Source organism: Streptomyces sp. CB02056 (assembly GCF_001905545.1).
GTDB lineage: Bacteria > Actinomycetota > Actinomycetes > Streptomycetales > Streptomycetaceae > Kitasatospora.
This window is the reverse complement of record NZ_LIPD01000004.1, coordinates 548,503-567,928: the sequence shown is the minus strand read 5'-3', so window position 1 is coordinate 567,928 and position 19,426 is coordinate 548,503. Positions and strand designations below refer to the sequence as shown.

Here is a 19,426-nt window from a genome sequence, read left to right as displayed (position 1 = left end):
ACGCCCTCACGGTACGAGCAGGCGGTCCTGCTCGGTCGGCGGCGTGCCGCCGTACCAGTCGAGCGGGCGGCCCGCGCGGACGAGTTCGCCGTACAGGGCCGGGTCGACGGGCTCGGCGAACACCAGGTCCAGGATGTCCGCGGCCGCCACCGCCGGCGGGCGCGCCTCGCGGTAGTCGCCGAACCAGGGGCGCGAGGTCGCGGTGTCGACCATGCCCGGGCAGACGGAGGCGATCAGGATGCCGGCGGCGAGGTCGCGCTCGCGCCGCTCGGCGGCGACCGCCCGGACGGCGGCCACCTGGGCCACCTTCGAGGGCACGTTCAGCCAGCGCGGCCAGCCCGCCTCCTCGGCGGTGCCGTGGTGGATCGCGGTGCGCCAGGACTCGACGGCGTACTCCACCTGGTCGAGGGTCGCGCCGTCGAACAGGTGCCGCAGCCGGGGGTCCAGGTGACCGAGGGTGCCCAGGCTGCTGGCCACCACGAGCAGCCGGCCGCCGGGGCGCAGCACCGGGGCGAAGTCGCGCAGCACGGCGTGGGTGGCGGTGTTGGAGACGTCGATGAACTCGTCGGCGCGCTCGGACTGCGACTCGCCGGGGAGCAGCCGGGCGACGGCGTTGGACAGGACGATGTCGACGCCGCCGTGTCGCTGCCGGAGTTCGTCGGCGAGGCGGGCGAGGGCCTCGGTGTCGGTGACGTCCAGGACCCGCCCTTCGACGCGGCCGCGGGTGCCGGCCGACCGGGCGACCTGGCGGGCGGCCTCGGTGACGCGCTGCTCGCTGCGGCCGGTGAGCAGGACCAGGTCGGCCGGCCGCAGGCGGGCCGCCAGTCCCTCGGCGAGGGCCCGGCCAAGGCCCTGGTTGGCCCCCGTGACGAGGGCGGTGCGGGGATCGCTCATACCGACCACGGTAGGAACCGGCGCCTCCATGAGTCCAACGAAACTCTCGCACCTCTGCTATGCGTAGACGTCATGGACTTCACGGACGTCTCGCTGACCGCGCTGCGGGTGTTCCGGGCCGTGGCCGAGCAGGGCACCTTCACGGCGGCCGCGCAGGCGCTGGGGTACACCCAGTCGGCGGTGTCCCGGCAGATCGCCTCGATCGAACGGGCCGCGGGCGCGGAGCTGCTGGAACGGCGCCGCGAGGGCGTCCGGGTGACGGCCGCCGGGCGGGTGGTGATGCGGCACGCGACCGTCGTGCTGGAGGAGATCGACGCGGCGGCCCGCGAACTGTCCGGTCGGCCGGAGGAGGGCGGGACGGTCCGGCTCGGCTGGGTGCCGACCGCCGGCACCACGCTCGTCCCGCAGGCCCTCGCCGCGCTGCGGCGCAGCGCCCCGGGGGTACGGGTGACCAGCCGCGAGGGCGGCACCGCGACGCTGGCGCGGGCCCTGCGGGCGGGCGGCATCGACCTCGCCCTGCTCTCCTCGGCCCCGCCGTTCCGCGCCCCGGACACCGAGTCGCCGCCCCTGGTGCTGCAGACCCTCACCGAGCGCGCCCTGTGCCTGGCCGTGCCCGCGGCGCACCCGCTGGCCCGCGGGGAGTACGTCGACGTGGCCGACCTGCGCGGGCAGCGGTGGATCGCCGGGCCGTCCGCCGGGGCCGACCGGCTGATGGGGGTGTGGCCGGGGCTGGACGAACGGCCCGAGATCGCCCACACCGCCCGCGACTGGCTCGCCAAGCTGCACCTGGTGGCGGCCGGCGGCGGGCTGACCACCGTCTCCCCCGCCATGGCCGCCGCCGCACCACCCGGCGTACGCGTCCTGCCGGTACGCGGCGGCCCGCAGGAGGTGCGGCGCCTGCTGCTGGCCCGCCTCCCGCAGCCGCCCACCGACCCGGTCCGCCGCCTGGCGGCGGCGCTGCGCGCGGCGGCGGTGGCGGAGGCGAACGGCGGGCCGGAGAACGGCCGTTGAGCCCCGCGCGGGTCAGTCCGCGGGTCAGTCCGCGGCTCGTCGGTCCGCCCCGGGCGGCGGGACGGGCCCGAGGTCGGCCTCGGGCTCGCGGGTGAGGACGGCGAGCAGGGCCGGGTCCGCGTACACCTCGGCGCTGTGCTGCCACTGGGTGAGCAGGAGCTCCACCGGGGCGAGGTCGTCCGGGGCCACCGCGCCGCGCGCCGTGTCGGCCAGTTCGGTGATCAGGGTGTCGAGGTCCCCGTCGGGCAGGACGGTGCACCAGGGCAGGGCTACGGGCAGAGCCTGCCGCAGTGCGGCGGCGTCTCCGGCCCGCGCGAGCTCGGCGAGTGCTTCGGGGGTGAAGTCCACGACCGAGGAGCGTACGTGAGGAGCGGAGGATCGAGTGCGGGCGCGAGTGGTCAGCGGCCCGGGCGGCAGGGGGCGGGGGTGCCACGGGCCGGGTCGGCGGTGACGGCCGCCGCGACGGTGCCGGCCAGACAGGCGATCAGGCAGCGGGTGACGGGGTGGCGTACGGCGCGCAGCAGGGCGGGCGGGCGTGTGGCGGGGGCCGGGTGGTGCGTCATCGAGGGCTCCTTCGTGGGGGGGGTACGGCCGTCGGGGGCCGCGTCGGTGGACGCGGCCCCCGACGGGGCGGACGGGGTGGTGGGCGGCCTCACGCGGCCGTCGCGGACTTCGTCCCGGCCGCGTCCGCGCGCCCGGGGCGCGGGGTGCGCAGGGTGGCCGCCGCGAGCAGGCCCCCGGCCACCGCGATCGCCGCGGCGCCGAGGAAGGCCGCGGAGAAGCCCGAGGTCAGACCCTGGACGGTGGCGTCCGGGGTCCGGGCGCCGGCCAGTGCGGTCATCGCGGCCAGGCCGAGCGCCGAGCCCACCTGGTAGCCGGTGTTGACGATGCCGGAGGCGAGGCCGCCGTCCTCCGGGGGCGCGCTGGAGATCGCGGTGCCGAGGGAGGGGATGAAGGCGAGCGCCATGCCGGTCGCGGCGAGCAGGGAGGCGGGCAGCACGTCGGTCCAGAAGTTGCCGTCCGGGCGGGCCAGCGAGAGCCCGGCCAGGCCGGCGCCGAGGGCGAGCATGCCGGTGACGACCAGCGCCTTGGGGCCGAAGCGGGCGATCAGCCGGGGCGCCAGGGTGATCATGATGCCCATGATGGCGACGGTCATCGGCAGCAGGGCCGCGCCGCTGGCGAAGGCGCCGAGGTGGAGGACCTGCTGGAGGTAGAGGTTCAGGAAGAACCACATCGGCACCCAGGCCGCGGCCAGCAGGAACTGGGCGAGGTTGGCGGCGCCGAGGTTCGGCACCCGGAAGATGCCCAGCCGCATCAGCGGCTCGCGGCGCCTGCCCTGGACGACCAGGAAGGCGGCCAGCAGCAGGGCCGCGCCGGCCAGGGTCAGCAGGGTCGACGCGGAGGCCCAACCCGCCTCCGGGGCGCGGACGACGGCGTACACGGCGGCGGCCAGTCCGGCGGTGACGGTGAGCGCGCCGACGAGGTCGATGCCGCCGCGGCGCCGGGGCGCGGAGGGCATCAGCGCGGGAGTGGCGAGCAGCGCGACCGCGGCCACCGGGATGTTGATGTAGAACACCCAGGGCCAGTTGACGTACTGGGTGATCAGGCCGCCGAGGAAGACGCCCGCGGTGCCGCCGGCCGGGGCCGCCGCGCCGTACAGGGCGAAGGCCTTGGTCAGTTCCTTCGGGTTCCCGCCGAAGAGCGTCATCAGCAGGGTGAGCGCCGAGGGGGCGATGAGGGCGGCGCCGAGGCCCTGGACGCCGCGGCCGGCCAGCTCGGTGGGCACGTTCCCGGCGAGGCCGGCGAGCAGTGAGCCCGCGCCGAGGACCGCCCAGCCGGCGCTGAACAGGCGGCGGGCGCCGAGCAGGTCGGAGAGCCGTCCGCCGAGCAGGAGCAGGCCGCCGAAGGCGACCACGTACGCGTTGAACACCCAGGACAGGTCCTCCTGACCGAAGCCGAGGGCGTCCTTCATCCTGGGCAGGGCCACCCCGATGATCGAGGTGTCCATGATCACCACGAACTGCGCGGCGGCGATCAGCGCCAGTGCGCGCCACCTCCGGGGGTCGGGCCCGGTGCTGTCGGTTGCCATCTCTTGCTCCCTTTCTGTGAGGGGTATCGGCCGGAGGCGGTGCCTCGCGGCGATCGCCGGGGATCGTCAACTCGCAGGACGGGCACGGTGGATGTGCCGGTCGACGACCCCGGTGAGGACGACCGAGAACATACCCTAGGGGGGTAGGGTTTAGTCAACGGAGCCGGGGCGGCGGGGAACGGGGCCCGGCGGCGGGAGGCAGCCCGCGAGGGCGGGGAATCCGGCGTCCACCGGCGGGGTTTCACCAGGCGTCAGCACCCGCCTCGTGAAGGGCCCTCCGTGCGCGCCATCCAGATCGACCGTTTCGGCACCCCCGAGGTTCTCGACCTCGTCGAGACCCCCCGGCCCGCGCCCGGCCCCGGGGAGGTGTTGGTCCGGACCGTCGCGAGCGGCATCAACCCCGTCGACGACAAGACCCGGGAGGGGGCCATCGGCGAGGGCACTCCCCCGCTGCCGACGACGCTCGGCTGGGACCTGGCCGGCGTCGTCGTCGACGGCGGCGACAGCCCGCTGGAGGCGGGGGAACGGGTCATCGCCATGTCCCACCAGCTCGGCACCACCCGCGGCACCTGGGCCGACCTGGTCGTCCTCCCCGCGGCGGCGGTGGCCGTCGCGCCGCGGGCGGTCAGCCTGGTCGAGGCCGCCACGCTGCCGCTGCCCGGGCTGACGGCCCTGCAGACGCTGGACTGGCTGGCGGTGTCCGCCGGCGAGCGGCTGCTGATCGCCGGTGCCGCCGGCGCGGTCGGCGGACTCGCCCTGCAGATAGCCCGGGCGCGGGGCGTCGAGGTCGACGCCCTGGTCTCCCGCGACGCACAGGCCGGCTTCGCCCGCGAGCACGGCGCGGGGCTCGTCTCCACCGACCCCGCCGCCTTCCGGGGCGGCGGCTACGACGCGGTCTTCGACACCTTCGGGGCCTTCGTCACCGACGCGGTCGCGGACGGCGGCCGCTACGCCTCGATCGCCACCCAGGCCGGCCCCGTCCCGGACCTCTCCGCCCGGGGCGTGCGCACCACCGTCCACCAGGTGCGCGAGGACGGCGCCGGGCTGGCCGAGTTGGCCCGGCTCGTCGACGCCGGCGCCCTGCGGCCGCGGGTGCACGCCACGTACGGGCTCCAGGAGATCCGGGCCGCGCACGAGCGGTTCCGCGAGGGCGGCCTGGCCGGGAAGATCGTCGTGACGTTCTGACCGCCGCCCTCGGCCGCCTCACCCGCGAGCGGCCCTCGGCCGGGCCGCGCCCACCGCACCGGGGCCCTCGTGGAGGAACCCGGCGGGGGTGGGCCGGCACCGGACTACCGTACTGGCGGCGGGAGTTCGCCGACGCGGTCGGCGGCGGCCCGGGCGAGGACCGCGGAGGTGCCGACCACCGTCCCGGCCGGGCCCGCCTCGCCGTCCTCGGCGAGGACCGTGCGCTCGCCGAGGAAGGCGTACGTGCTCCGGTCGAAGACCCACTGCGTCTGCCGCCCGTACGCCGTACGGGCCACGGCGACGCCCTCGCGCCCGGCGGCGTCGACGGCCGAGGCGACCACCGTGACCCCGGGGATCCGCTCGGCCGCCCGGTAGAGCGCGGCGCCGACCTGCGGCGGCGCCCAGGTCTCGGCCAGCAGGTCGCCGATCGCCGTGAACGCCCGCTGGTCCGGGTCCTGGCCCTGGCCCCGGGTCTGCTCCCTGACCAGCCGCAGCAGGGCGTCCGGGTCGGTGGGCAGCGCGGCGACGAAGGCGTGGGTCGGTTCGCCGACCGACGGGCCGACTCCCCCGCCGGGCGCCTCGGGCCGGGCCGTCGCCCCCGGCTGGTCGAGGTGGAGGACCGGCCCGTCCTCGCCGAGCCGGGTGTCCGGCCCGCCCTCCTCGCGCAGCAGGCCGGGGCGACTGCCGTCGGCGGACAGCCACACCTGCCGGGTGTGCGCGGGCGCCATGGTCACGGGGCCGCCGCCCGCGCTCTGCGCCGCGTAGGCGACCCTGCTCTCGATGTAGACGAACTGGTCGGCGCGGACCGCCGGTTGCTCCGATCCGGCGGCGGCGAGGGCGATGCGGTCGAGCAGCCGTACGGCTTCGGAACCACCGGTCGCACCGCCTCCCGCCACCGCCGCGTGGTCGCGCCCGGGCGTTCCCGCGCCCCCGAGGTCCGACGCCACGACGCCGACCACCGCCAGGGCGCAGGCGAGCGCAGGCACCGCGATCCGGAACCGGGCCGAACGCCTGGCCGAGCGCCGGACCGGGCGCCCGGCCGGACGCCGGAGCGGGGCTCGCGGAGCGGGGCGGCCCTGCGGCTCGGCGGCCTGGCGCAACAGCGCTTCCCTCAACAGCAGTCGGCGGTCCGCGTCCAGGCCGGGCACCGCCGGCGGGGGCAGCAGCCCGGCGAGTTCGCGGCGCTCCGACTCCTCGGACGCCGGGCGCTGCGCGGCGCGCCGCGGGGTGGCGTTCATCCGTGGCTCTCCTGGGTCGACGGCCGGAGCGCGGGGAGGCGGCCCGGTACGGGCAGGGCGGGGGCGGGAGCGGGAGCGGCGGCGCGGGCCCTGGCTTCGGCCTTCGCCTTCACCTTCGCCTCCGCCCTGGCCTCGGCCTCGGTGAGTTCGCGCAGCCGGGCCCGCGCCCGGGACAGCCGCGAGCGGACGGTCCCGACCGGCGTGCCGAGCGCCTCCGCCGCGCTCGCGTAGTCCAGCCCGGCCCACACCACCAGCGTGAAGACCTCCCGATCCCGGCGCCGGAGCCGGGCGAGCGCCCGGCGCGCGGCCCGCAGCTCCTCGACGTCCGCGAGGTGCGCGACCAGGTCGTCGGAGAAGTCCGGGACGGCGCCGCGCTCCGGGATCCGGGCGAGCGCGAGGTCGCGGCGCCGCCGGGCGCGGGCGTTGCGGCGCATGACGTTGGTCGCGATCCCCAGCAGCCACGGGCACAGGCCGTCGCCGTCGGGGTGCAGCCGCTCCCGGCCCCGCCACGCCTCCAGGAAGGTCGTCGAGACGACGTCCTCGGCCTCCGCCCAGTCGCCCGTCACGCGCAGGGCGTAGCGGTACAGCACCTGGGCGTGCTCGTCGTAGAGCTCGCCCAGGACGTCGGGGTCGCCGCGGCGCAGACGCGTTCTCATGAGTGCTTCCACACTCTGCCCTGCCCGGTCCGGCACCCGGGTTCCGGTGACGTGCGTCACAGCCATCACTGGTGTGTGGCCCGGCTCACAGGAACTCCGGTGCCCCTCCGAGCAGTACAGGACATGACCACTGCTTCCGCTCCCCGTTCCGCTCCCCGCCGGAACGCCCTCCGGGCCCTGGCCGTCGCCGTCGCCCTGGTCGGCGCCTCGACTCCCGCCCTCGGCGGCCCGGCCTTCGCCGCCGAGCCGGAGACGTACACCCTCACCGTCCGGCACCTGGACCGCGCCGGCCACCCGACCGCGCCGTACCGGACCAGCGTCACCGGGATCTCCGGCCCCGGCGCCGACACCTCGGTCCGGCTGGACGCCCCCTCCGGCGTCACCACCGTGCGGCTGCCCAAGGGCCGGTACGTGCTGGACAGCAACCTGACCTCGGGCCTGGAGCCGGGCGGGACGATCTGGACGGACTGGATCGTCCAGCCGCGCCTCGACCTCGACCACGACACCACCATCACCGTCGACGCGCGGACCACCGCCCTCGTCGACGTCCGGCCCCCGGACGGGTCCGCGCGCTTCCGGCACAGCGGGATGTTCGTCGAGGTCACACACGAGGGTGCCACCAGGACCGTCAACGTCGCCAACGGGTCGCCGAACCTGCGCGTCGCCCACCTCGGGCCGCAGACCGAGGCCGGGGCGGTCAAGCAGTGGTTCGACGTCAACTGGGACACCGACACCGGCGGCTACCTACTCGGCCGGACCTCCACCGGCACCCGCGCGCTGACCGGGCTCAGCAAGCACTACTCCGCGCAGGAGCTGGCCACCGTGAACATCCGCGGCGCCGCCGGACCGGGCGGCGCCGGGACCGCGCTCGTCAGCCTCCAGCCGAGCGACGGAGCGAGCATCGGCGAATCCCGGAGCGTCACCACACCCGGCACCGCCACCTTCCACGTCGCACCCGAACGCGGCACCTGGGACATCGGCGTCACCGTCCCCCGCGCCGACGGCAGCCGACCGACCTACTACACCGAAGACCGCGTCGCCGTACGGGCCGGGGCCACGACCACCCGGACCTTCGACGGCCCGGTCTTCGGCCCCGCGCTCACCGACCGCCCCGCCGTCTCCCGCGACGGCGACCGGATCACCGCGGACGTCCCGCTGCTCGCCGACGGCGACGGCCACGTGCCGTGGACCCCGTCGTTCGACACCGCCTACACCTCGCTGTACCGCGACGGGGTGCTGGTCGGCGCCGCCTCCGACGCGGCCGGGCGCGGCGAGTTCACCGTCACCCCGGGCACGGCGGGCTACCGCCTGGCCACCACCGTGACCCGCAAGGCCGCGGCCGGCGCGACCACCCGGGTGACCGCGTCCTGGACCTTCGCCTCCGCCACCACCGCCGCCCCGACCGCACTCCCCGTCAGCGCCGTACGGTTCGCCCCCGGGCTCGACCCGACCGGCACCGCGACGGCCGGCAGCGCGCTGCGCATCCCGGTCACCGTGCAGGGCGCCGCCGCGGACGGCCGCGTCCGCTCGCTCACCGTCTCCTCCTCCACCGACGGCGGCGCCTCCTGGACCCGCCTCCCCGTCGAGGCCGGCGCCGTCACCGTCCACAACCCCCCGGCCGGCACCGCCGTCTCCCTGCGCGCCGAACTGACCGACACCGACGGCAACACCCTCGACCAGACCATCACCGAGGCCTACCGCACCCGCTGACCGTCCCGTTGCGACGAACCCTGAACGATCCTCACCGAAGCCTGACGGATCACACCGCGTCTCGTCGGAGGTCAAGCGCGCAGGGCAGGGCCCTGTTGTGCCTACCGGATCCGCGATCGGCTCGGCCGGGATCCCGGCCGAGCCGATCCGCTCACGCCGCCGGCCGCGGTGGAGTCGGTGGCCAGGGGTCCGCACGACTGCCGCCCCACAGTCGGTCGGCCTCGTGGTCCTTGAGAAGATCTCGTTCATGAGCGAGGATCCGAGGGCCCGAGAAGCCGTGTGGGCGGATGGAAGGAACCTGTACGACGTCGTCCCCGCTCTCGACGCTGTCATCGGGATCATCGGGCGGGATCTGGTCCTGGGCGAGTACTCGCTGGCGCATGCCACGGCGCACATGGCAGCGGAAATGATCGTGGAGCAAAGGGAATCGACAGGGATCCACGACGAGGGGACGGCATTGCTCGTCGTCCGTGCACTCGCCGAGTCGGCGGCTGCTACGGAACGCGCGAATGATGGACTCCGTTCCTAGCGAGGCGCCCTCCGGCCTGTGGCACAGCCAGTGCTCGGGCTTCGGTGAGACTGCCGAGGTTCCGTGCAACAGGACACTGACCCCGGCCCACAGCCGACGCCTGACCGCCTGCCGGGAACCGTAGGTCGGCACCGGCTCGCACGGGCCTGATCGCACACGCCTCGTTGGTGGTCGGACCACTCCCGGGTCCGGCCACCAACGCGTGGGAGCGGATCTGTAGTCTCTGCCGCATGTCGGCCGATCTTGGATTCACCTGCACCTGCTGCGGCGAACGTCACGCAGAGACACCCATGAACTTCTCCAGCCCTGCGCCCGCCTACTGGCAGCCGGACATGGAACAGGTGCGGGACTGCCTCCTCTCGTCCGACCAGTGCGTGATCCAGGGCGAAGCCTTCTTCGTGCGAGGACTGATCGAGCTGCCCGTCATCGGCCGGGACGACGTCTTCTCCTGGGGCGTGTGGGTCTCGCTCAGCGAGAAGAACTTCGAGCGGGCGAGCGAGCTGTGGGAGACCCCCGGCCGCGAGTCGGAGCCCGCGTACTTCGGCTGGTTGTCGACCGACCTGCTCCCGTACTCTCCGTCGACGATCAACCTGAAGACCATGGTCCACACGCGTCCCGTGGGCGAGCGCCCCTTCATCGAACTGGAGCCGACCGACCACCCGCTCGCGGTCGAACAACGCACGGGCATCACGATGGACCGCGTACGGGAACTCGCCGAGGCTGTCCTGCACCCCAAGCACTGAAGCCCTACCGTCGCCCTGTCCCGCTCCCCCGCTGAACCTGCTGTCGAATCGGACGGACATGACCGTGTACTGGACCGGCGAGGCCCCCTGGGTCCACCACCTCGGAGCGGACACCCGGCCCTCCGGACCCGACCTCCTGCCGCCCTCCGGCACCACCTTCGTCGCCCGCCTCGACGGCGCCGAACTCGTCGACGAGCAGCGGCTCTTCGAGCAGCTGAGCATCCACCTCCGCCTCCCGGCCTACTTCGGCTGGAACTGGGACGCCCTCGCGGACTGCCTGCGCGACCTGGCCTGGGCGCCCGCCGACCACTACCTGCTCGTCATCGAACGGTCGGCGCTGATGCTGCGGGACCACCTCGAGGACCGCGCCACCCTGCTCAGGATCCTCGACACCGCGGGCCGCCACTGGGGCCACAGCCTCGACCGGCCGGGCCGGTCCTTCAACACCCTGCTCCTGTAGGCGCGGCCACCGACGGGAGACCGGCCGAGCGGAACCCCTGGTCATCGGACGGCCCGCTCGCGTCGACGCACGGCTCGAAGCGTCGCGGATCGCTCGTCGTGTCAGGTGGGCTGGTCCGCAGGCGGGTTACCGACGGCCGTCGTGCCGAAGAACCGGCCCTGTTCGCAGAGGGAATCGATCTCGGCGTTCTCCTCCTCGCTCAGCTGCGCGTCGAGCGCCACGCTGATGACGTGCCGGGCGTGAGCCAGTCGTCGGGCGACGTCCCAGTCGGCGATGAACTTCCCGACGGTGGAGTCGTCGGCGGCGCCGCAGGCCTGACGGGATCCGAGTCGATCGAGGGAGACCACGAACTCGTTCAGGTCGTGCAGGATCGCCACAGCGTCACCGAGGGGCATGCGGACCTCCCGCGAGGACATGTCCATCGGTCGCTTCACCTCCGTTCCTGGGCCTTCGCGACCTTATCGGAATCATCTGGCGCGCCGGCCTCCTCGGGTGGGGAGGCCGGCGCCGGACTGGTTCGGCTTCGCCGTTCGCCGCAGGGGTCAGGCTGCGGTGGGGGTCAGGGCGCGGGGGGTCGGGGTGGTGAGGGCGAGGTTGCGGTGGATCTCCAGGGCGGCGGTGGAGCGGTTCAGGGTGATGTAGTGGAGGCCGGGCGCGCCCTCGAGGAGGAGGCGTTCGGCCATCCTGGTGGCGTGGTCGACGCCGATGCGGTGGGCGGTCGCCCGGTCGCCGCGGGCCGCCTCCAGTTGTCGGGCCAGTCCGGCGGGGAAGGAGGCGCCGCTGAGTTCGGCGAAGCGGCGGATCTGGCGTACGTCGGTGGCGGGCATGATCTCGGGGATGACCGGGGTCGCGCAGCCGGCCGCGGCCAGCCGGTCGCGCAGCCGCAGGTAGTGCTCGACGTCGAAGAACATCTGGGTGACGGCGTAGTCGGCGCCGGCCCGGCACTTGGCGACGAAGTGCCGGATGTCGTCGTCCCAGTCCGCCGAGCGCGGGTGGCGCTCGGGGAAGGCGGCGACGCCGACGGTGAACGCGCCGCACTCCTTGACGAGTCGGACGAGTTCGGCCGCGTAGCGCAGGCCCTGCGGGTGGGGCTCCCAGCGGCCGTTGGGGTTGCCCGGCGGGTCGCCGCGCAGGGCGAGGACGTCGCGGATGCCGACGTCGGCGTAGCGCCGTAGGACGGCCTGGAGTTCGGCGGTGGAGTGGCCGACGGCGGTGAGGTGGGCCACCGGGCGCAGGGTGGTCTGGGCGGCGATCAGTTCGGTGGTGCCGATGGTGCGGTCGCGCGAGGAGCCGCCGGCGCCGTAGGTGACCGAGACGAAGGTCGGCGCGACCGCCTCCACCCGCCGGATCGCGGCCCACAGGGCGCGTTCGCCGGCCTCGTCCTTGGCGGGGAAGAACTCGAAGGAGTAGGTCCGTTCGCCGGCCGCGAGGATGTCGCGCAGGCCGCGCGGGGTGCGCCGGGTGGTGTGGTCCATGGGTTCACCTCAGGTGGTGGGGTCGGTCGTCCGGGGATGCGGGGGAGCTCCTCCACCCTGCCCCGGCACCCGCAACAGGACTGTCACAGCGGGTCGTTGACGGCCCCGTCCGGGCGGTGGAAGGTGCCCCGGCAGCTCTAGTAATTACCCTAGGGGGGTATGGTATGTTCGAAAGGAAGCAGCCGCCCGGGCAGTCCGGCCGGCGCCGGGCACCACGACAGGAGCACACCCATGAGCGAGACCACCGTCACCGTCGAGTCCGCCGCCGCCGAGGCCACCTCCTGCTGCGGCTCGTGCGGCACCGGCGCCGGCGCGGCCCCGGCCGCCGAGTCCGGCCGGACCTCGGTCTTCCAGGTGAAGGGCATGACCTGCGGCCACTGCGTCTCCTCGGTGACCGCCGAGTTGAAGAAGCTCGACGGCGTCGAGGAGGTCGCCGTGGACCTCGCCACCGGCCGGGTCACCGTCGGCAGCACCCTGCCGCTCGCCGACTCCGCCGTGGCCGCCGCCGTCGACGAGGCCGGCTACGAGCTGGTCGGCCGCGTCGAGGCCTGAGCCTCCGACGTCGGACCGGACGGGAGGGCGCCACCCCGCCCGTCCGGTCCGACTCCCCCTCGGCACGCCCCCGGTAGAGTGAGCGCACGCCTCACCGCACAGGAACCGGAGACGGCCATGGCCGGCTACAGCTCGCACAAGGACGACTTCCGCAAGCGGCTCCGCCGCATCGAGGGCCAGATCCGTGGCCTCCAGCGCATGGTCGAGGAGGACACCTACTGCATCGACGTCCTCACCCAGGTGTCCGCCGCCAGCCGCGCCCTCCAGTCCTTCGCCCTCCAACTCCTCGAAGAGCACATCGAATGCTGTGTCCGGGACGCCATCGCCGAGGGCGGCCAGGAGGCGGGCACCAAGATCCGCGAGGCCAACCAGGCCATCGCCCGCCTGGTCAGGTCCTGACCGCGTTCCAGCGGTGACGGTTCCTCCGACGGCCCCCGGGGGCCGTCACCTTTACGGGGTGGGGGTATCTCGCCGGGGCATTCCAGGAGGGGATCAGCCGTGTCCGCGATCGAGTTCGTCCGCCGCCTGGACGACCTGGTCTACCGCTTCGACCTGAACGGCACCGCCAACGGCCGCCCGTCCTACAAGCGGCGGGACCTGGACCTGTGGTGCCGGTGGACGCCGGAGCGGGGCTGGTGCGTCGTCGACGCCGAGGGCGTTCCCAACTCCGGTCCGCTGCTGGGCGAGGACCGGCACCGGGAGCTCCCGCCGACCGGGCCGTGGCGCAGCTGGAAGGCCGGCCGGTCGTACCTCTACGACCTGCGCCGCGTCGACGGGCACCCGGACGACAACGCGCCCTGAGGTGCGCCGTCCTCAGACCCGGTCGAGCGGGCGGTGCGGGCCGTCCGGCAGCTCGACCGCGACGGCGTCGCCGGGCCGGACCGGGCCGCCGGTGCGGACGACGCCCATGATGCCGGCGCGGCGCACGATCGTGCCGTCCTCGGCGCGACCGACGACCTGCTTGAGCAGGCCGGGCCGGTAGGCGTCGATCTGGGCGCACGGGTTGCGCAGGCCGGTGATCTCCACCTCGGCCTCCGGGCCGATCCGCAGCACCGCGCCGACCGGCAGGCCGAGCAGGTCGACGCCCTCGGTGGTGATGTTCTCGCCGAGGGCGCCCGGCGTGACGTCGAAGCCCGACTCGCCGAGTTCGGTGAGCAGTTCGCGGTGGATCAGGTGGACCTGGCGCAGGTTGGGCTGGGTCGGGTCCTGGGCGACCCGGGACCGGTGCCGGACCGTCACCCCGGCGTGCACGTCCCCTTCGACGCCCAGGGCCTGTCTTCGAACTCCCGTCGTCCGCCCGGAGGGCGGGCGGGGCGGCGTTGGGGTGCGTGCATCGCAAGGCGGAGGAGGGAGCCACTGCGGAGCATTGGCGACCGACGACAACGCGGCGAGGTGCGTGCCCCGGCGTCGCCCCGCAGACGCGAGTTCGAAGACAGGCCCTAGCCGGCGAGCAGGGTGATGCCGTCCCTGTTCGGCTTGGTGAACGAGTACTCGGCGTTGCTGCTGACCGCCACCACGGTGCCGCTCATGCTCCGGACCCTCCTCGCGGACGTACGTTCGATCGCAGGGGCAGCATAGCCTCCGCCGTCGACCGGCCCCCGATGACGGAACCGGGGGAGCTCAGGACCGCCGCTCCGCGTGCGCCCGCTCGTCCGCGTCGGCGAGCCACAAGTACACGGGTGCGAGCCCGAGTTCGATCCCCATCAGCACCAGCTGGAACCAGTGCGGACGGCCGTCGACGACGAGCGACAGCACCCGCGCGAGGCCGCCCAGCAGGAGGACCGCCGCCAGCCACCGCACCGGCCGGGCGGGCACCGGCGCCTGCCGGGCGGCGTGGATCCAGGCCGCCCCGTACCCGGCGAAGACCGCGCCCATGAAGCGGCCGAAGCTGCCGACCGTCGGGCCGGCGTCCGCGATCCCGGGCATCGCGGAGTTCCCCAGCAGGATGTGGAGGAAGCCGATCGCCACGCAGGCGATCCCCATCGTCCACGCGAGCACCCGCAACGCCTTGGCCATGGCCCGTCCACCCCTCACAGAGGTCTGGTTGACACGTGTCTACTACGTTGCCCACCACGCTAGCGCCGGCAAGTAGACACGTGTCAAGTAGCCTGGCCCGCATGCCAGTCCACGAACGGCGCCGCCGGCTCTCCCCCGCCGAGCGACGCGCCCAGCTGCTCTCCGTCGGTGCCCGGCTGTTCGCCGAACGGCCGTACGAGGGGGTGCTGATGGAGGAGGTCGCCGAGCGGGCCGGGGTCTCCCGCGCCCTGCTCTACCGGCACTTCGCGAGCAAGCACGAACTCTTCGCCGCCGTCTACCGGGAGGCCTCCGCCGACCTGCTCGCCAGGAGCCGGTTCGACCCGGGCGACACCCTGGTCGAGCAGCTGGTCGAGGGCATGGACGCCCACCTCGACTACTTCATCGCCAACCGGCACGCCGTGCTCGCGGCCAACCGCGTGCTGGCCGGGGACCAGGTGATCCAGACCATCATCACCGAGGAGCTCGACGCCCTGCGCGGCCGACTGCTCGGCGTCCTCCCGCTCGCGGACGAGCGGGCGCGACCGGCGGTGTCGCAGGTCCTGCGCAGCTGGCTGGTGTTCGTCCGGGTGCTGGTCATCGACTGGCTGACCGAGGAGAGCTGCTCCCGCACCGAGCTGCGGGACGCCTGCATCGGCGCCGTGCTGGGCGCGCTCCGGCCGCTGCTGCCCGTCGATCCGGCACCCGGCTGGGGGCACCGAGGGCATACCATCGGGACGTAAGGGGAGAAGCTCCGCAAGCGCCCAATTCCTCATGAACATATGACAATTGGATGCTCTGACTCCCCTCGACCAGTCGGACCTCCGAACCCCGCGAAGGGACCCATGGACTCCGCCGCAGCCGACACCGGGACCACCCTCCCCCCACTCCACCGGCTCCCCACCACCCCTGCCCAGCCGCCCCACCCCACCACCCTCCCGGACGGCACCCCCGCGTGGCTGATCACCCGCTACCACGACGTCCGGCAGGTCCTCGGCGACCCCCGGGTCACCCGGGCCGACCTGCATGACGTCGGCACCGCGGGCGCCACCGCCGACGTGGCCGCCAACCCGGCGTCCCTGTTCAACCAGGACGGGCCCGCCCACCGCCGGCTGCGCGGCACCGCCCAACGGGCCTTCACCCCGCGCGCCATCGCCGGCTGGCAGCCGTGGGTCGCCGCCGCCGTCCAGCAGTCCGTGGACCGGCTGGTCGCCGCCGGCCCGACGGCCGACCTGGTCCCCGCCTTCGCCCGGCCGGTGCCGTTCGCCGTCACCACCCGGCTGATGGGGCTCGACGGGGACGGGCCGGACCACCTGGACGAGGAGCGGCTGCAGCGCTGGACCCGCGCCCTGCTCGCCCAGGGCGAGGACCAGGGCGGCGAGCCGGCCGGCGGGCAGGACGGCGGGCAGCAACCGGGCACGGACCCCGACCACGACGCCACCCTCGCCGAATTCGGCTCCTTCATGGGCGAGTTGGTCGCCCGCCGGCGCCGCGAGCCGGGCGACGACCTGGTCAGCCGGCTGGTCCGGGCCGCCGACCAGGACGGCGGCGTCCCCGAGGAGTCCCTCGTCTTCCTGGTCGCCGGGCTCACCGCCAGCGGCAACGAGAGCGTCGCCGGCGCCCTCGCCAACGCCCTGGTCTACGTGCTCGGCGAACGCCCCGAGCACTGGCCGCGCCTCGCCGACCCGGACACCGCCGAGCGCACCGCCGAACGGCTGCTGCACTACATCCCGCTCGGCGACGACGAGGCCACCATCCGCCGCACCACCGCGCCGGTCGAGGTCGGCGACGTGACCATCCCGGCCGGCTCGGTCGTCGCCGTCAGCCTCGGCAGCGCCAACCGCGACCCGGCCGTCTACCCCGAGGGCCTCGACGCCGACCTGGGCCTCCCGCTCCCCGCCCCGACCCTCGCCTTCAGCTCCGGCCCGCACTACTGCATCGGCGCCTGGCGGGTCCGGCTGGAGATGCGGGAGTCCCTGCACCGGCTCGCCACCGCCCTGCCGGGCCTGCGCCTCACCACCCCGGTCGCGGAGCTCGCCTGGCAGCTCGGCGGCACCACCCGGAGCCCGGCCCGCCTCCCGGTCGACTGGTAGGTCGAACGGGAGGCGGCACCGGTGATCGGCCGGTAGCCGGCACCGGCGGTCGGCCGCCCGGCCTCAGCCGGCGGGCGGGGCGGCCGACCACCGCCCCCGGCTCACCCGAACAACCCCTCCCCCAGCGTCCCGCCCTCCGGCGCGCCCGGCAGGACGTAGGCCACCGCCGAGGCGGTGTGCTCGATGAAGGTGTTGAGGGCGTCGCGCGCCGCCAGGCGGTTCTGGACGCGGGTGAACTGGGCCGGGTCGCGCATGAAGGCGCAGAACAGCAGGCCGCGGTCGCCCGGGCCGTCGTCGTAGTTGTAGCCGCGCCGCAGCATCCGGGCGCCGCCGTCCAGCCGGGGGCTGGAGAGGCGGACGTGCGCGGTGGCCGGGATGAGGTACGAGCCGTCCGGGTTCTTGGCGTAGATGTCCGGCTCGTCATGCTCGGCCGTGCCGGTGAGCGGGGCCCCGTCGCCGGCCCGGCGGCCCATCACCTGCTCCTGGTGGTCGACGGGGAGGGCGGCGAAGGCGGCGGTGTCCATCCGGATCCGGCGGTAGACCAGCACCGTCCCGTGCTCGTACGGCCCCGGCGGGCCCCAGACCCACTGCCCGCTCTCGGTGCCGTCCGGGTTGGCCGTGCCGTCCTTGAAGCCGAACAGGTTGCGCGGGGTGGCGCCGCCGGCCGTCCGGGCCAGGAAGCCGGACTGCGTCCACCGCGCGGTCGCGCCCGCCGCCCGGGCCACCGCGTCGACCTGTTCGGCGACCACGGACAGCGGCCAGCGGTCGGCCGCGCACAGCTGGACCACCAGGTCGCCGCCGCCGCGCGCCGGGTCGAGCCGGTCCCCGGGGAAGGCGGGCAGCTCGGTCAGCAGGGCCGGCGGGACGTTCAACCCCAGCCGGGCGGCGAGGCCCGGGCCGACGCCCACCAGGCTGCTGAGCCGGGCCGGTTGGCCGCCCTGCAGCCGGGCGTCGGCCGGGCTGCCGCCGGTCGCCCCGGCCAGCACCCGGGTCAGCTCGCCGAGCAGGCCGCGCAGGGCGGCCCGCCCGTCCGAGGTCGCGGCGGGCGCCAGGTCGAGGGCCAGCAGCTGGGTGGCCGGCTGCTGCGCGGTCGTCACCCCGGCCTGCCGTTCGCCGTGGAAGGGGATAGCCGGTAGTTCCGGTGCCGCCGCCGGTCGGGCGCCGCGGCCGTGCCCCCGGACGCCGCCGGTGCCCATGGCCAGTGCCGTGACCCCCGCGCCGAGCCCGGCGGCCACCACCGCCCCGCCCGCGAGCAGCCCCCTTCGATCCACCCCGGCGCCCCGCGCGGTCGGTGGCTGGTCCTGCGCCTTTCCGGTTTCGGCATGCATGGGCGACATTGGAGACGATAGAACACGCCGTATGCAACTTTTGACCACACGTCACCCGCGGTCCGGCACGACGCCCCCGCCCGGGGCCCGCGTCGCCAGGCGCCTGCCCGCCCTGCTCGCCGCCGCCGTCCTGGCGCTGGCCGGCTGTTCCTCGGGCGGCTCGTCCTCCTCCGACGCCAAGCACCCGGACGGCACGGTCATCCGCGTCCCGCAGCACTTCCCGACCATCCAGCAGGCCGTGGACGTCGCCCGCGAGGGGGACACCGTGCTGGTCGACCCGGGCACCTACCGGGAGAGCGTGCGCCTCACCAAGCCCCGGATCGTGCTGCGCGGCACCGACCGCAACACCGTGGTGCTGGACGGCGGGCTGCGGCTGGTCAACGGCATCACCGCCTCCGGCCCCGGCTCGGTGGTGGAGAACCTCACCGTCCACGGCTACCTCGCCAACGGCGTGCTGTTCACCGGCGTCACCGACGAGAAGCTCCAGCAGCACGGCGCCGGCGGCTCCGCCTACAACCCGCTGGACACCGTGCGCTTCCCGGTGGTCGAGGGCTTCCGCGCCAGCAGTGTCACCGCCTACAACAACGGCCTGTACGGGATCTACGCCTTCGACGCCCGCGGCGGTGTCATCGAGGACTCGTACGCCTCCGGGGGCGCCGACTCCGGCATCTACGTCGGCCAGTGCAAGCCCTGCGACACCCTGGTGCGGGGCAACACCGTCGAGCGCAACGCCGTCGGCATCGAGATCACCAACGCCTCCGACGGGCTCACCGTGGTCGGCAACCGGGTCACCGGGAACCGGGTCGGCGTCACCGTCAACTCCAACGACCTCGAAGCCCTCGCCCCGCAGCACGGCGCGGTGATCGTGGGCAACGTCGTCACCGACAACAACGCCACCGACACCCCCCAACAGGCCGACGGCGCCTACGGGATCGGGATCGGGATCGGCGGCGGCACGGCGAACCAGGTGCAGCGCAACCTGGTCCAGGGCAACCGCGCGGCCGGCATCGTCATCACCGACCCGCCCGGGCACCCGGCGAGCGGCAACCGGGTCGAGGGCAACCGGGCCACCGGCAACGGCACCGACCTGGTGCTGGCCTCCGTCGACCCGGGCAACTGCTTCACCGGCAACCAGCCGGCCGTCCAGAGCCCGGACGGCCTGGAGACGCTGGCGGGCTGCGCCGCCCAGGGCCGGAGCGCCCCGCCCTTCGGCCGGACCAGCCCCGTCCAGGCGCCGCCCGGCATCCCGTTCAGCCAGGTGCCCGTCCCGCCCGCGCAGCCCTCGCTGCCGGACCCGACCGCGCCCGGCCGCCCGGCGACCGACCTCCCGGGGCCGGTCGACCCGGGTGCCTACCTGCTGCCGGAGTCCGCGGACGCCGTCCCGAAGCACTGAACCGGCCGCGCCGGGCGGGCCCGCGGAGTCCTGCTCCCCGCGGGGCCGCCCGGCGCC

Annotated in this window: 22 protein-coding genes and 2 pseudogenes; 12 read left to right on the top strand and 12 right to left on the bottom strand. The window is 74.9% G+C overall.

Features of this window, described 5'->3' with window-relative positions; all coding sequences use genetic code 11:
* Positions 1 to 6: 6 nt before the first annotated feature.
* Positions 7 to 894, bottom strand: coding sequence for an SDR family NAD(P)-dependent oxidoreductase (locus tag AMK13_RS14500; protein ID WP_074002468.1), 888 nt, complete (start codon positions 892 to 894; stop codon positions 7 to 9).
* Positions 895 to 966: 72 nt separating this feature from the next.
* Here AMK13_RS14500 and AMK13_RS14495 point away from each other — a divergent pair, with 72 nt between their 5' ends.
* On the top strand, positions 967 to 1,905 hold the full coding sequence (locus AMK13_RS14495) for a LysR family transcriptional regulator (protein ID WP_074002467.1): 939 nt from the start codon (positions 967 to 969) through the stop codon (positions 1,903 to 1,905).
* A 24-nt stretch (positions 1,906 to 1,929) separates the two neighbouring features.
* Here AMK13_RS14495 and AMK13_RS14490 read toward each other — a convergent pair whose 3' ends face one another.
* From AMK13_RS14490 to AMK13_RS14485, 3 genes are all read right to left on the bottom strand, one after another.
* On the bottom strand, positions 1,930 to 2,253 hold the full coding sequence (locus tag AMK13_RS14490; RefSeq protein ID WP_241852877.1) for a hypothetical protein: 324 nt from the start codon (positions 2,251 to 2,253) through the stop codon (positions 1,930 to 1,932).
* A 50-nt stretch (positions 2,254 to 2,303) separates the two neighbouring features.
* Entirely contained in the window at positions 2,304 to 2,468 is a 165-nt protein-coding gene (locus AMK13_RS43470) for a hypothetical protein (protein WP_158077700.1), read from the bottom strand.
* An 89-nt stretch (positions 2,469 to 2,557) separates the two neighbouring features.
* Entirely contained in the window at positions 2,558 to 3,994 is a 1,437-nt protein-coding gene (locus AMK13_RS14485) for an MFS transporter (protein ID WP_074002465.1), read from the bottom strand.
* Between the two features lie 279 nt (positions 3,995 to 4,273).
* Here AMK13_RS14485 and AMK13_RS14480 point away from each other — a divergent pair, with 279 nt between their 5' ends.
* A complete protein-coding gene (locus tag AMK13_RS14480) occupies positions 4,274 to 5,179 on the top strand; it encodes an NADP-dependent oxidoreductase (RefSeq protein WP_074002464.1) in 906 nt (301 codons plus the stop codon).
* A gap of 104 nt (positions 5,180 to 5,283) precedes the next feature.
* On the opposite strand, the gene AMK13_RS14475 is transcribed toward AMK13_RS14480, so the two are convergent.
* Positions 5,284 to 6,417 carry a CU044_5270 family protein gene (locus tag AMK13_RS14475; protein ID WP_074002463.1) on the bottom strand — a complete coding sequence of 378 codons (1,134 nt, stop codon included), beginning with the start codon at positions 6,415 to 6,417 and terminating at the stop codon, positions 5,284 to 5,286.
* Positions 6,414 to 7,073: an RNA polymerase sigma factor gene (locus tag AMK13_RS14470; protein WP_074002462.1), complete on the bottom strand. Its 660-nt coding sequence runs from the start codon at positions 7,071 to 7,073 to the stop codon at positions 6,414 to 6,416. Before AMK13_RS14470 ends, AMK13_RS14475 begins: the two co-directional genes overlap by 4 nt.
* Positions 7,074 to 7,196: 123 nt before the next feature.
* Between AMK13_RS14470 and AMK13_RS14465 the strand changes: the two genes are divergently transcribed.
* From AMK13_RS14465 to AMK13_RS45870, 4 genes are all read left to right on the top strand, one after another.
* Positions 7,197 to 8,783 (top strand): hypothetical protein, encoded by a 1,587-nt coding sequence (locus tag AMK13_RS14465; RefSeq protein WP_074002461.1) that lies wholly within the window; start codon positions 7,197 to 7,199, stop codon positions 8,781 to 8,783.
* Positions 8,784 to 9,006: 223 nt separating this feature from the next.
* A complete protein-coding gene (locus AMK13_RS14460) occupies positions 9,007 to 9,312 on the top strand; it encodes a hypothetical protein (protein WP_074002460.1) in 306 nt (101 codons plus the stop codon).
* 290 nt (positions 9,313 to 9,602) lie between these two features.
* Complete coding sequence (locus tag AMK13_RS14455; protein WP_241852876.1) at positions 9,603 to 10,055, top strand: DUF2199 domain-containing protein; 453 nt, start codon at positions 9,603 to 9,605, stop codon at positions 10,053 to 10,055.
* Positions 10,056 to 10,113: 58 nt separating this feature from the next.
* Positions 10,114 to 10,515, top strand: a complete 402-nt coding sequence (locus AMK13_RS45870) for a barstar family protein (protein WP_079272114.1) — start codon at positions 10,114 to 10,116, stop codon at positions 10,513 to 10,515.
* Between the two features lie 101 nt (positions 10,516 to 10,616).
* Here AMK13_RS45870 and AMK13_RS14445 read toward each other — a convergent pair whose 3' ends face one another.
* On the bottom strand, positions 10,617 to 10,910 hold the full coding sequence (locus AMK13_RS14445; RefSeq protein WP_143204535.1) for a hypothetical protein: 294 nt from the start codon (positions 10,908 to 10,910) through the stop codon (positions 10,617 to 10,619).
* Between the two features lie 147 nt (positions 10,911 to 11,057).
* Positions 11,058 to 11,990 carry a methylenetetrahydrofolate reductase [NAD(P)H] gene (gene metF, locus AMK13_RS14440; RefSeq protein ID WP_079272113.1) on the bottom strand — a complete coding sequence of 311 codons (933 nt, stop codon included), beginning with the start codon at positions 11,988 to 11,990 and terminating at the stop codon, positions 11,058 to 11,060.
* 231 nt (positions 11,991 to 12,221) lie between these two features.
* Here metF and AMK13_RS14435 point away from each other — a divergent pair, with 231 nt between their 5' ends.
* From AMK13_RS14435 to AMK13_RS14425, 3 genes are all read left to right on the top strand, one after another.
* Positions 12,222 to 12,542: a heavy-metal-associated domain-containing protein gene (locus AMK13_RS14435; RefSeq protein WP_074002457.1), complete on the top strand. Its 321-nt coding sequence runs from the start codon at positions 12,222 to 12,224 to the stop codon at positions 12,540 to 12,542.
* Positions 12,543 to 12,620: 78 nt separating this feature from the next.
* Entirely contained in the window at positions 12,621 to 12,941 is a 321-nt protein-coding gene (locus AMK13_RS14430; RefSeq protein WP_369808334.1) for a metal-sensitive transcriptional regulator, read from the top strand.
* A gap of 99 nt (positions 12,942 to 13,040) precedes the next feature.
* Positions 13,041 to 13,343 carry a hypothetical protein gene (locus tag AMK13_RS14425; RefSeq protein ID WP_079272112.1) on the top strand — a complete coding sequence of 101 codons (303 nt, stop codon included), beginning with the start codon at positions 13,041 to 13,043 and terminating at the stop codon, positions 13,341 to 13,343.
* A gap of 12 nt (positions 13,344 to 13,355) precedes the next feature.
* On the opposite strand, the pseudogene AMK13_RS14420 reads toward AMK13_RS14425, so the two are convergent.
* The 3 genes and pseudogenes from AMK13_RS14420 to AMK13_RS14415 form a co-directional block, all read right to left on the bottom strand.
* A pseudogene (locus AMK13_RS14420) lies at positions 13,356 to 13,811 on the bottom strand (MOSC domain-containing protein); the annotation flags it as partial.
* 173 nt (positions 13,812 to 13,984) lie between these two features.
* A pseudogene (locus AMK13_RS41830) lies at positions 13,985 to 14,071 on the bottom strand (MOSC domain-containing protein); the annotation flags it as partial.
* 91 nt (positions 14,072 to 14,162) lie between these two features.
* Positions 14,163 to 14,558, bottom strand: a complete 396-nt coding sequence (locus AMK13_RS14415) for a DUF4345 domain-containing protein (RefSeq protein ID WP_074002455.1) — start codon at positions 14,556 to 14,558, stop codon at positions 14,163 to 14,165.
* 101 nt (positions 14,559 to 14,659) lie between these two features.
* Here AMK13_RS14415 and AMK13_RS14410 point away from each other — a divergent pair, with 101 nt between their 5' ends.
* Both AMK13_RS14410 and AMK13_RS14405 read left to right on the top strand, forming a co-directional pair.
* On the top strand, positions 14,660 to 15,298 hold the full coding sequence (locus AMK13_RS14410) for a TetR/AcrR family transcriptional regulator (RefSeq protein ID WP_074002454.1): 639 nt from the start codon (positions 14,660 to 14,662) through the stop codon (positions 15,296 to 15,298).
* 102 nt (positions 15,299 to 15,400) lie between these two features.
* The gene (locus tag AMK13_RS14405) at positions 15,401 to 16,648 is read left to right on the top strand and encodes a cytochrome P450 (RefSeq protein WP_074002453.1); all 1,248 of its coding nucleotides are present in this window, start codon (positions 15,401 to 15,403) and stop codon (positions 16,646 to 16,648) included.
* Positions 16,649 to 16,749: 101 nt separating this feature from the next.
* On the opposite strand, the gene AMK13_RS14400 is transcribed toward AMK13_RS14405, so the two are convergent.
* Positions 16,750 to 17,976 carry a Dyp-type peroxidase gene (locus tag AMK13_RS14400; protein WP_198959346.1) on the bottom strand — a complete coding sequence of 409 codons (1,227 nt, stop codon included), beginning with the start codon at positions 17,974 to 17,976 and terminating at the stop codon, positions 16,750 to 16,752.
* Between the two features lie 31 nt (positions 17,977 to 18,007).
* Here AMK13_RS14400 and AMK13_RS14395 point away from each other — a divergent pair, with 31 nt between their 5' ends.
* On the top strand, positions 18,008 to 19,369 hold the full coding sequence (locus tag AMK13_RS14395; RefSeq protein WP_079272110.1) for a right-handed parallel beta-helix repeat-containing protein: 1,362 nt from the start codon (positions 18,008 to 18,010) through the stop codon (positions 19,367 to 19,369).
* The last annotated feature ends 57 nt before the right edge of the window (positions 19,370 to 19,426 follow it).

Bases quoted from the DNA above. Each gene is read 5' to 3' on its own strand.
- AMK13_RS14410 (WP_074002454.1), top strand. From the start codon at position 14,660: ATGCCAGTCCACGAACGGCGCCGCCGGCTCTCCCCCGCCGAGCGACGC.
- AMK13_RS14445 (WP_143204535.1), bottom strand. From the start codon at position 10,910: ATGCCCCTCGGTGACGCTGTGGCGATCCTGCACGACCTGAACGAGTTC.
- AMK13_RS43470 (WP_158077700.1), bottom strand. From the start codon at position 2,468: ATGACGCACCACCCGGCCCCCGCCACACGCCCGCCCGCCCTGCTGCGC.
- AMK13_RS14465 (WP_074002461.1), top strand. From the start codon at position 7,197: ATGACCACTGCTTCCGCTCCCCGTTCCGCTCCCCGCCGGAACGCCCTC.
- AMK13_RS14485 (WP_074002465.1), bottom strand. From the start codon at position 3,994: ATGGCAACCGACAGCACCGGGCCCGACCCCCGGAGGTGGCGCGCACTG.
- metF (WP_079272113.1), bottom strand. From the start codon at position 11,990: ATGGACCACACCACCCGGCGCACCCCGCGCGGCCTGCGCGACATCCTC.
- AMK13_RS14400 (WP_198959346.1), bottom strand. From the start codon at position 17,976: ATGCATGCCGAAACCGGAAAGGCGCAGGACCAGCCACCGACCGCGCGG.
- AMK13_RS14405 (WP_074002453.1), top strand. From the start codon at position 15,401: ATGGACTCCGCCGCAGCCGACACCGGGACCACCCTCCCCCCACTCCAC.
- AMK13_RS14470 (WP_074002462.1), bottom strand. From the start codon at position 7,073: ATGAGAACGCGTCTGCGCCGCGGCGACCCCGACGTCCTGGGCGAGCTC.
- AMK13_RS14475 (WP_074002463.1), bottom strand. From the start codon at position 6,417: ATGAACGCCACCCCGCGGCGCGCCGCGCAGCGCCCGGCGTCCGAGGAG.
- AMK13_RS14500 (WP_074002468.1), bottom strand. From the start codon at position 894: ATGAGCGATCCCCGCACCGCCCTCGTCACGGGGGCCAACCAGGGCCTT.
- AMK13_RS14415 (WP_074002455.1), bottom strand. From the start codon at position 14,558: ATGGCCAAGGCGTTGCGGGTGCTCGCGTGGACGATGGGGATCGCCTGC.
- AMK13_RS14435 (WP_074002457.1), top strand. From the start codon at position 12,222: ATGAGCGAGACCACCGTCACCGTCGAGTCCGCCGCCGCCGAGGCCACC.
- AMK13_RS14395 (WP_079272110.1), top strand. From the start codon at position 18,008: ATGCAACTTTTGACCACACGTCACCCGCGGTCCGGCACGACGCCCCCG.
- AMK13_RS45870 (WP_079272114.1), top strand. From the start codon at position 10,114: ATGACCGTGTACTGGACCGGCGAGGCCCCCTGGGTCCACCACCTCGGA.
- AMK13_RS14495 (WP_074002467.1), top strand. From the start codon at position 967: ATGGACTTCACGGACGTCTCGCTGACCGCGCTGCGGGTGTTCCGGGCC.
- AMK13_RS14455 (WP_241852876.1), top strand. From the start codon at position 9,603: ATGAACTTCTCCAGCCCTGCGCCCGCCTACTGGCAGCCGGACATGGAA.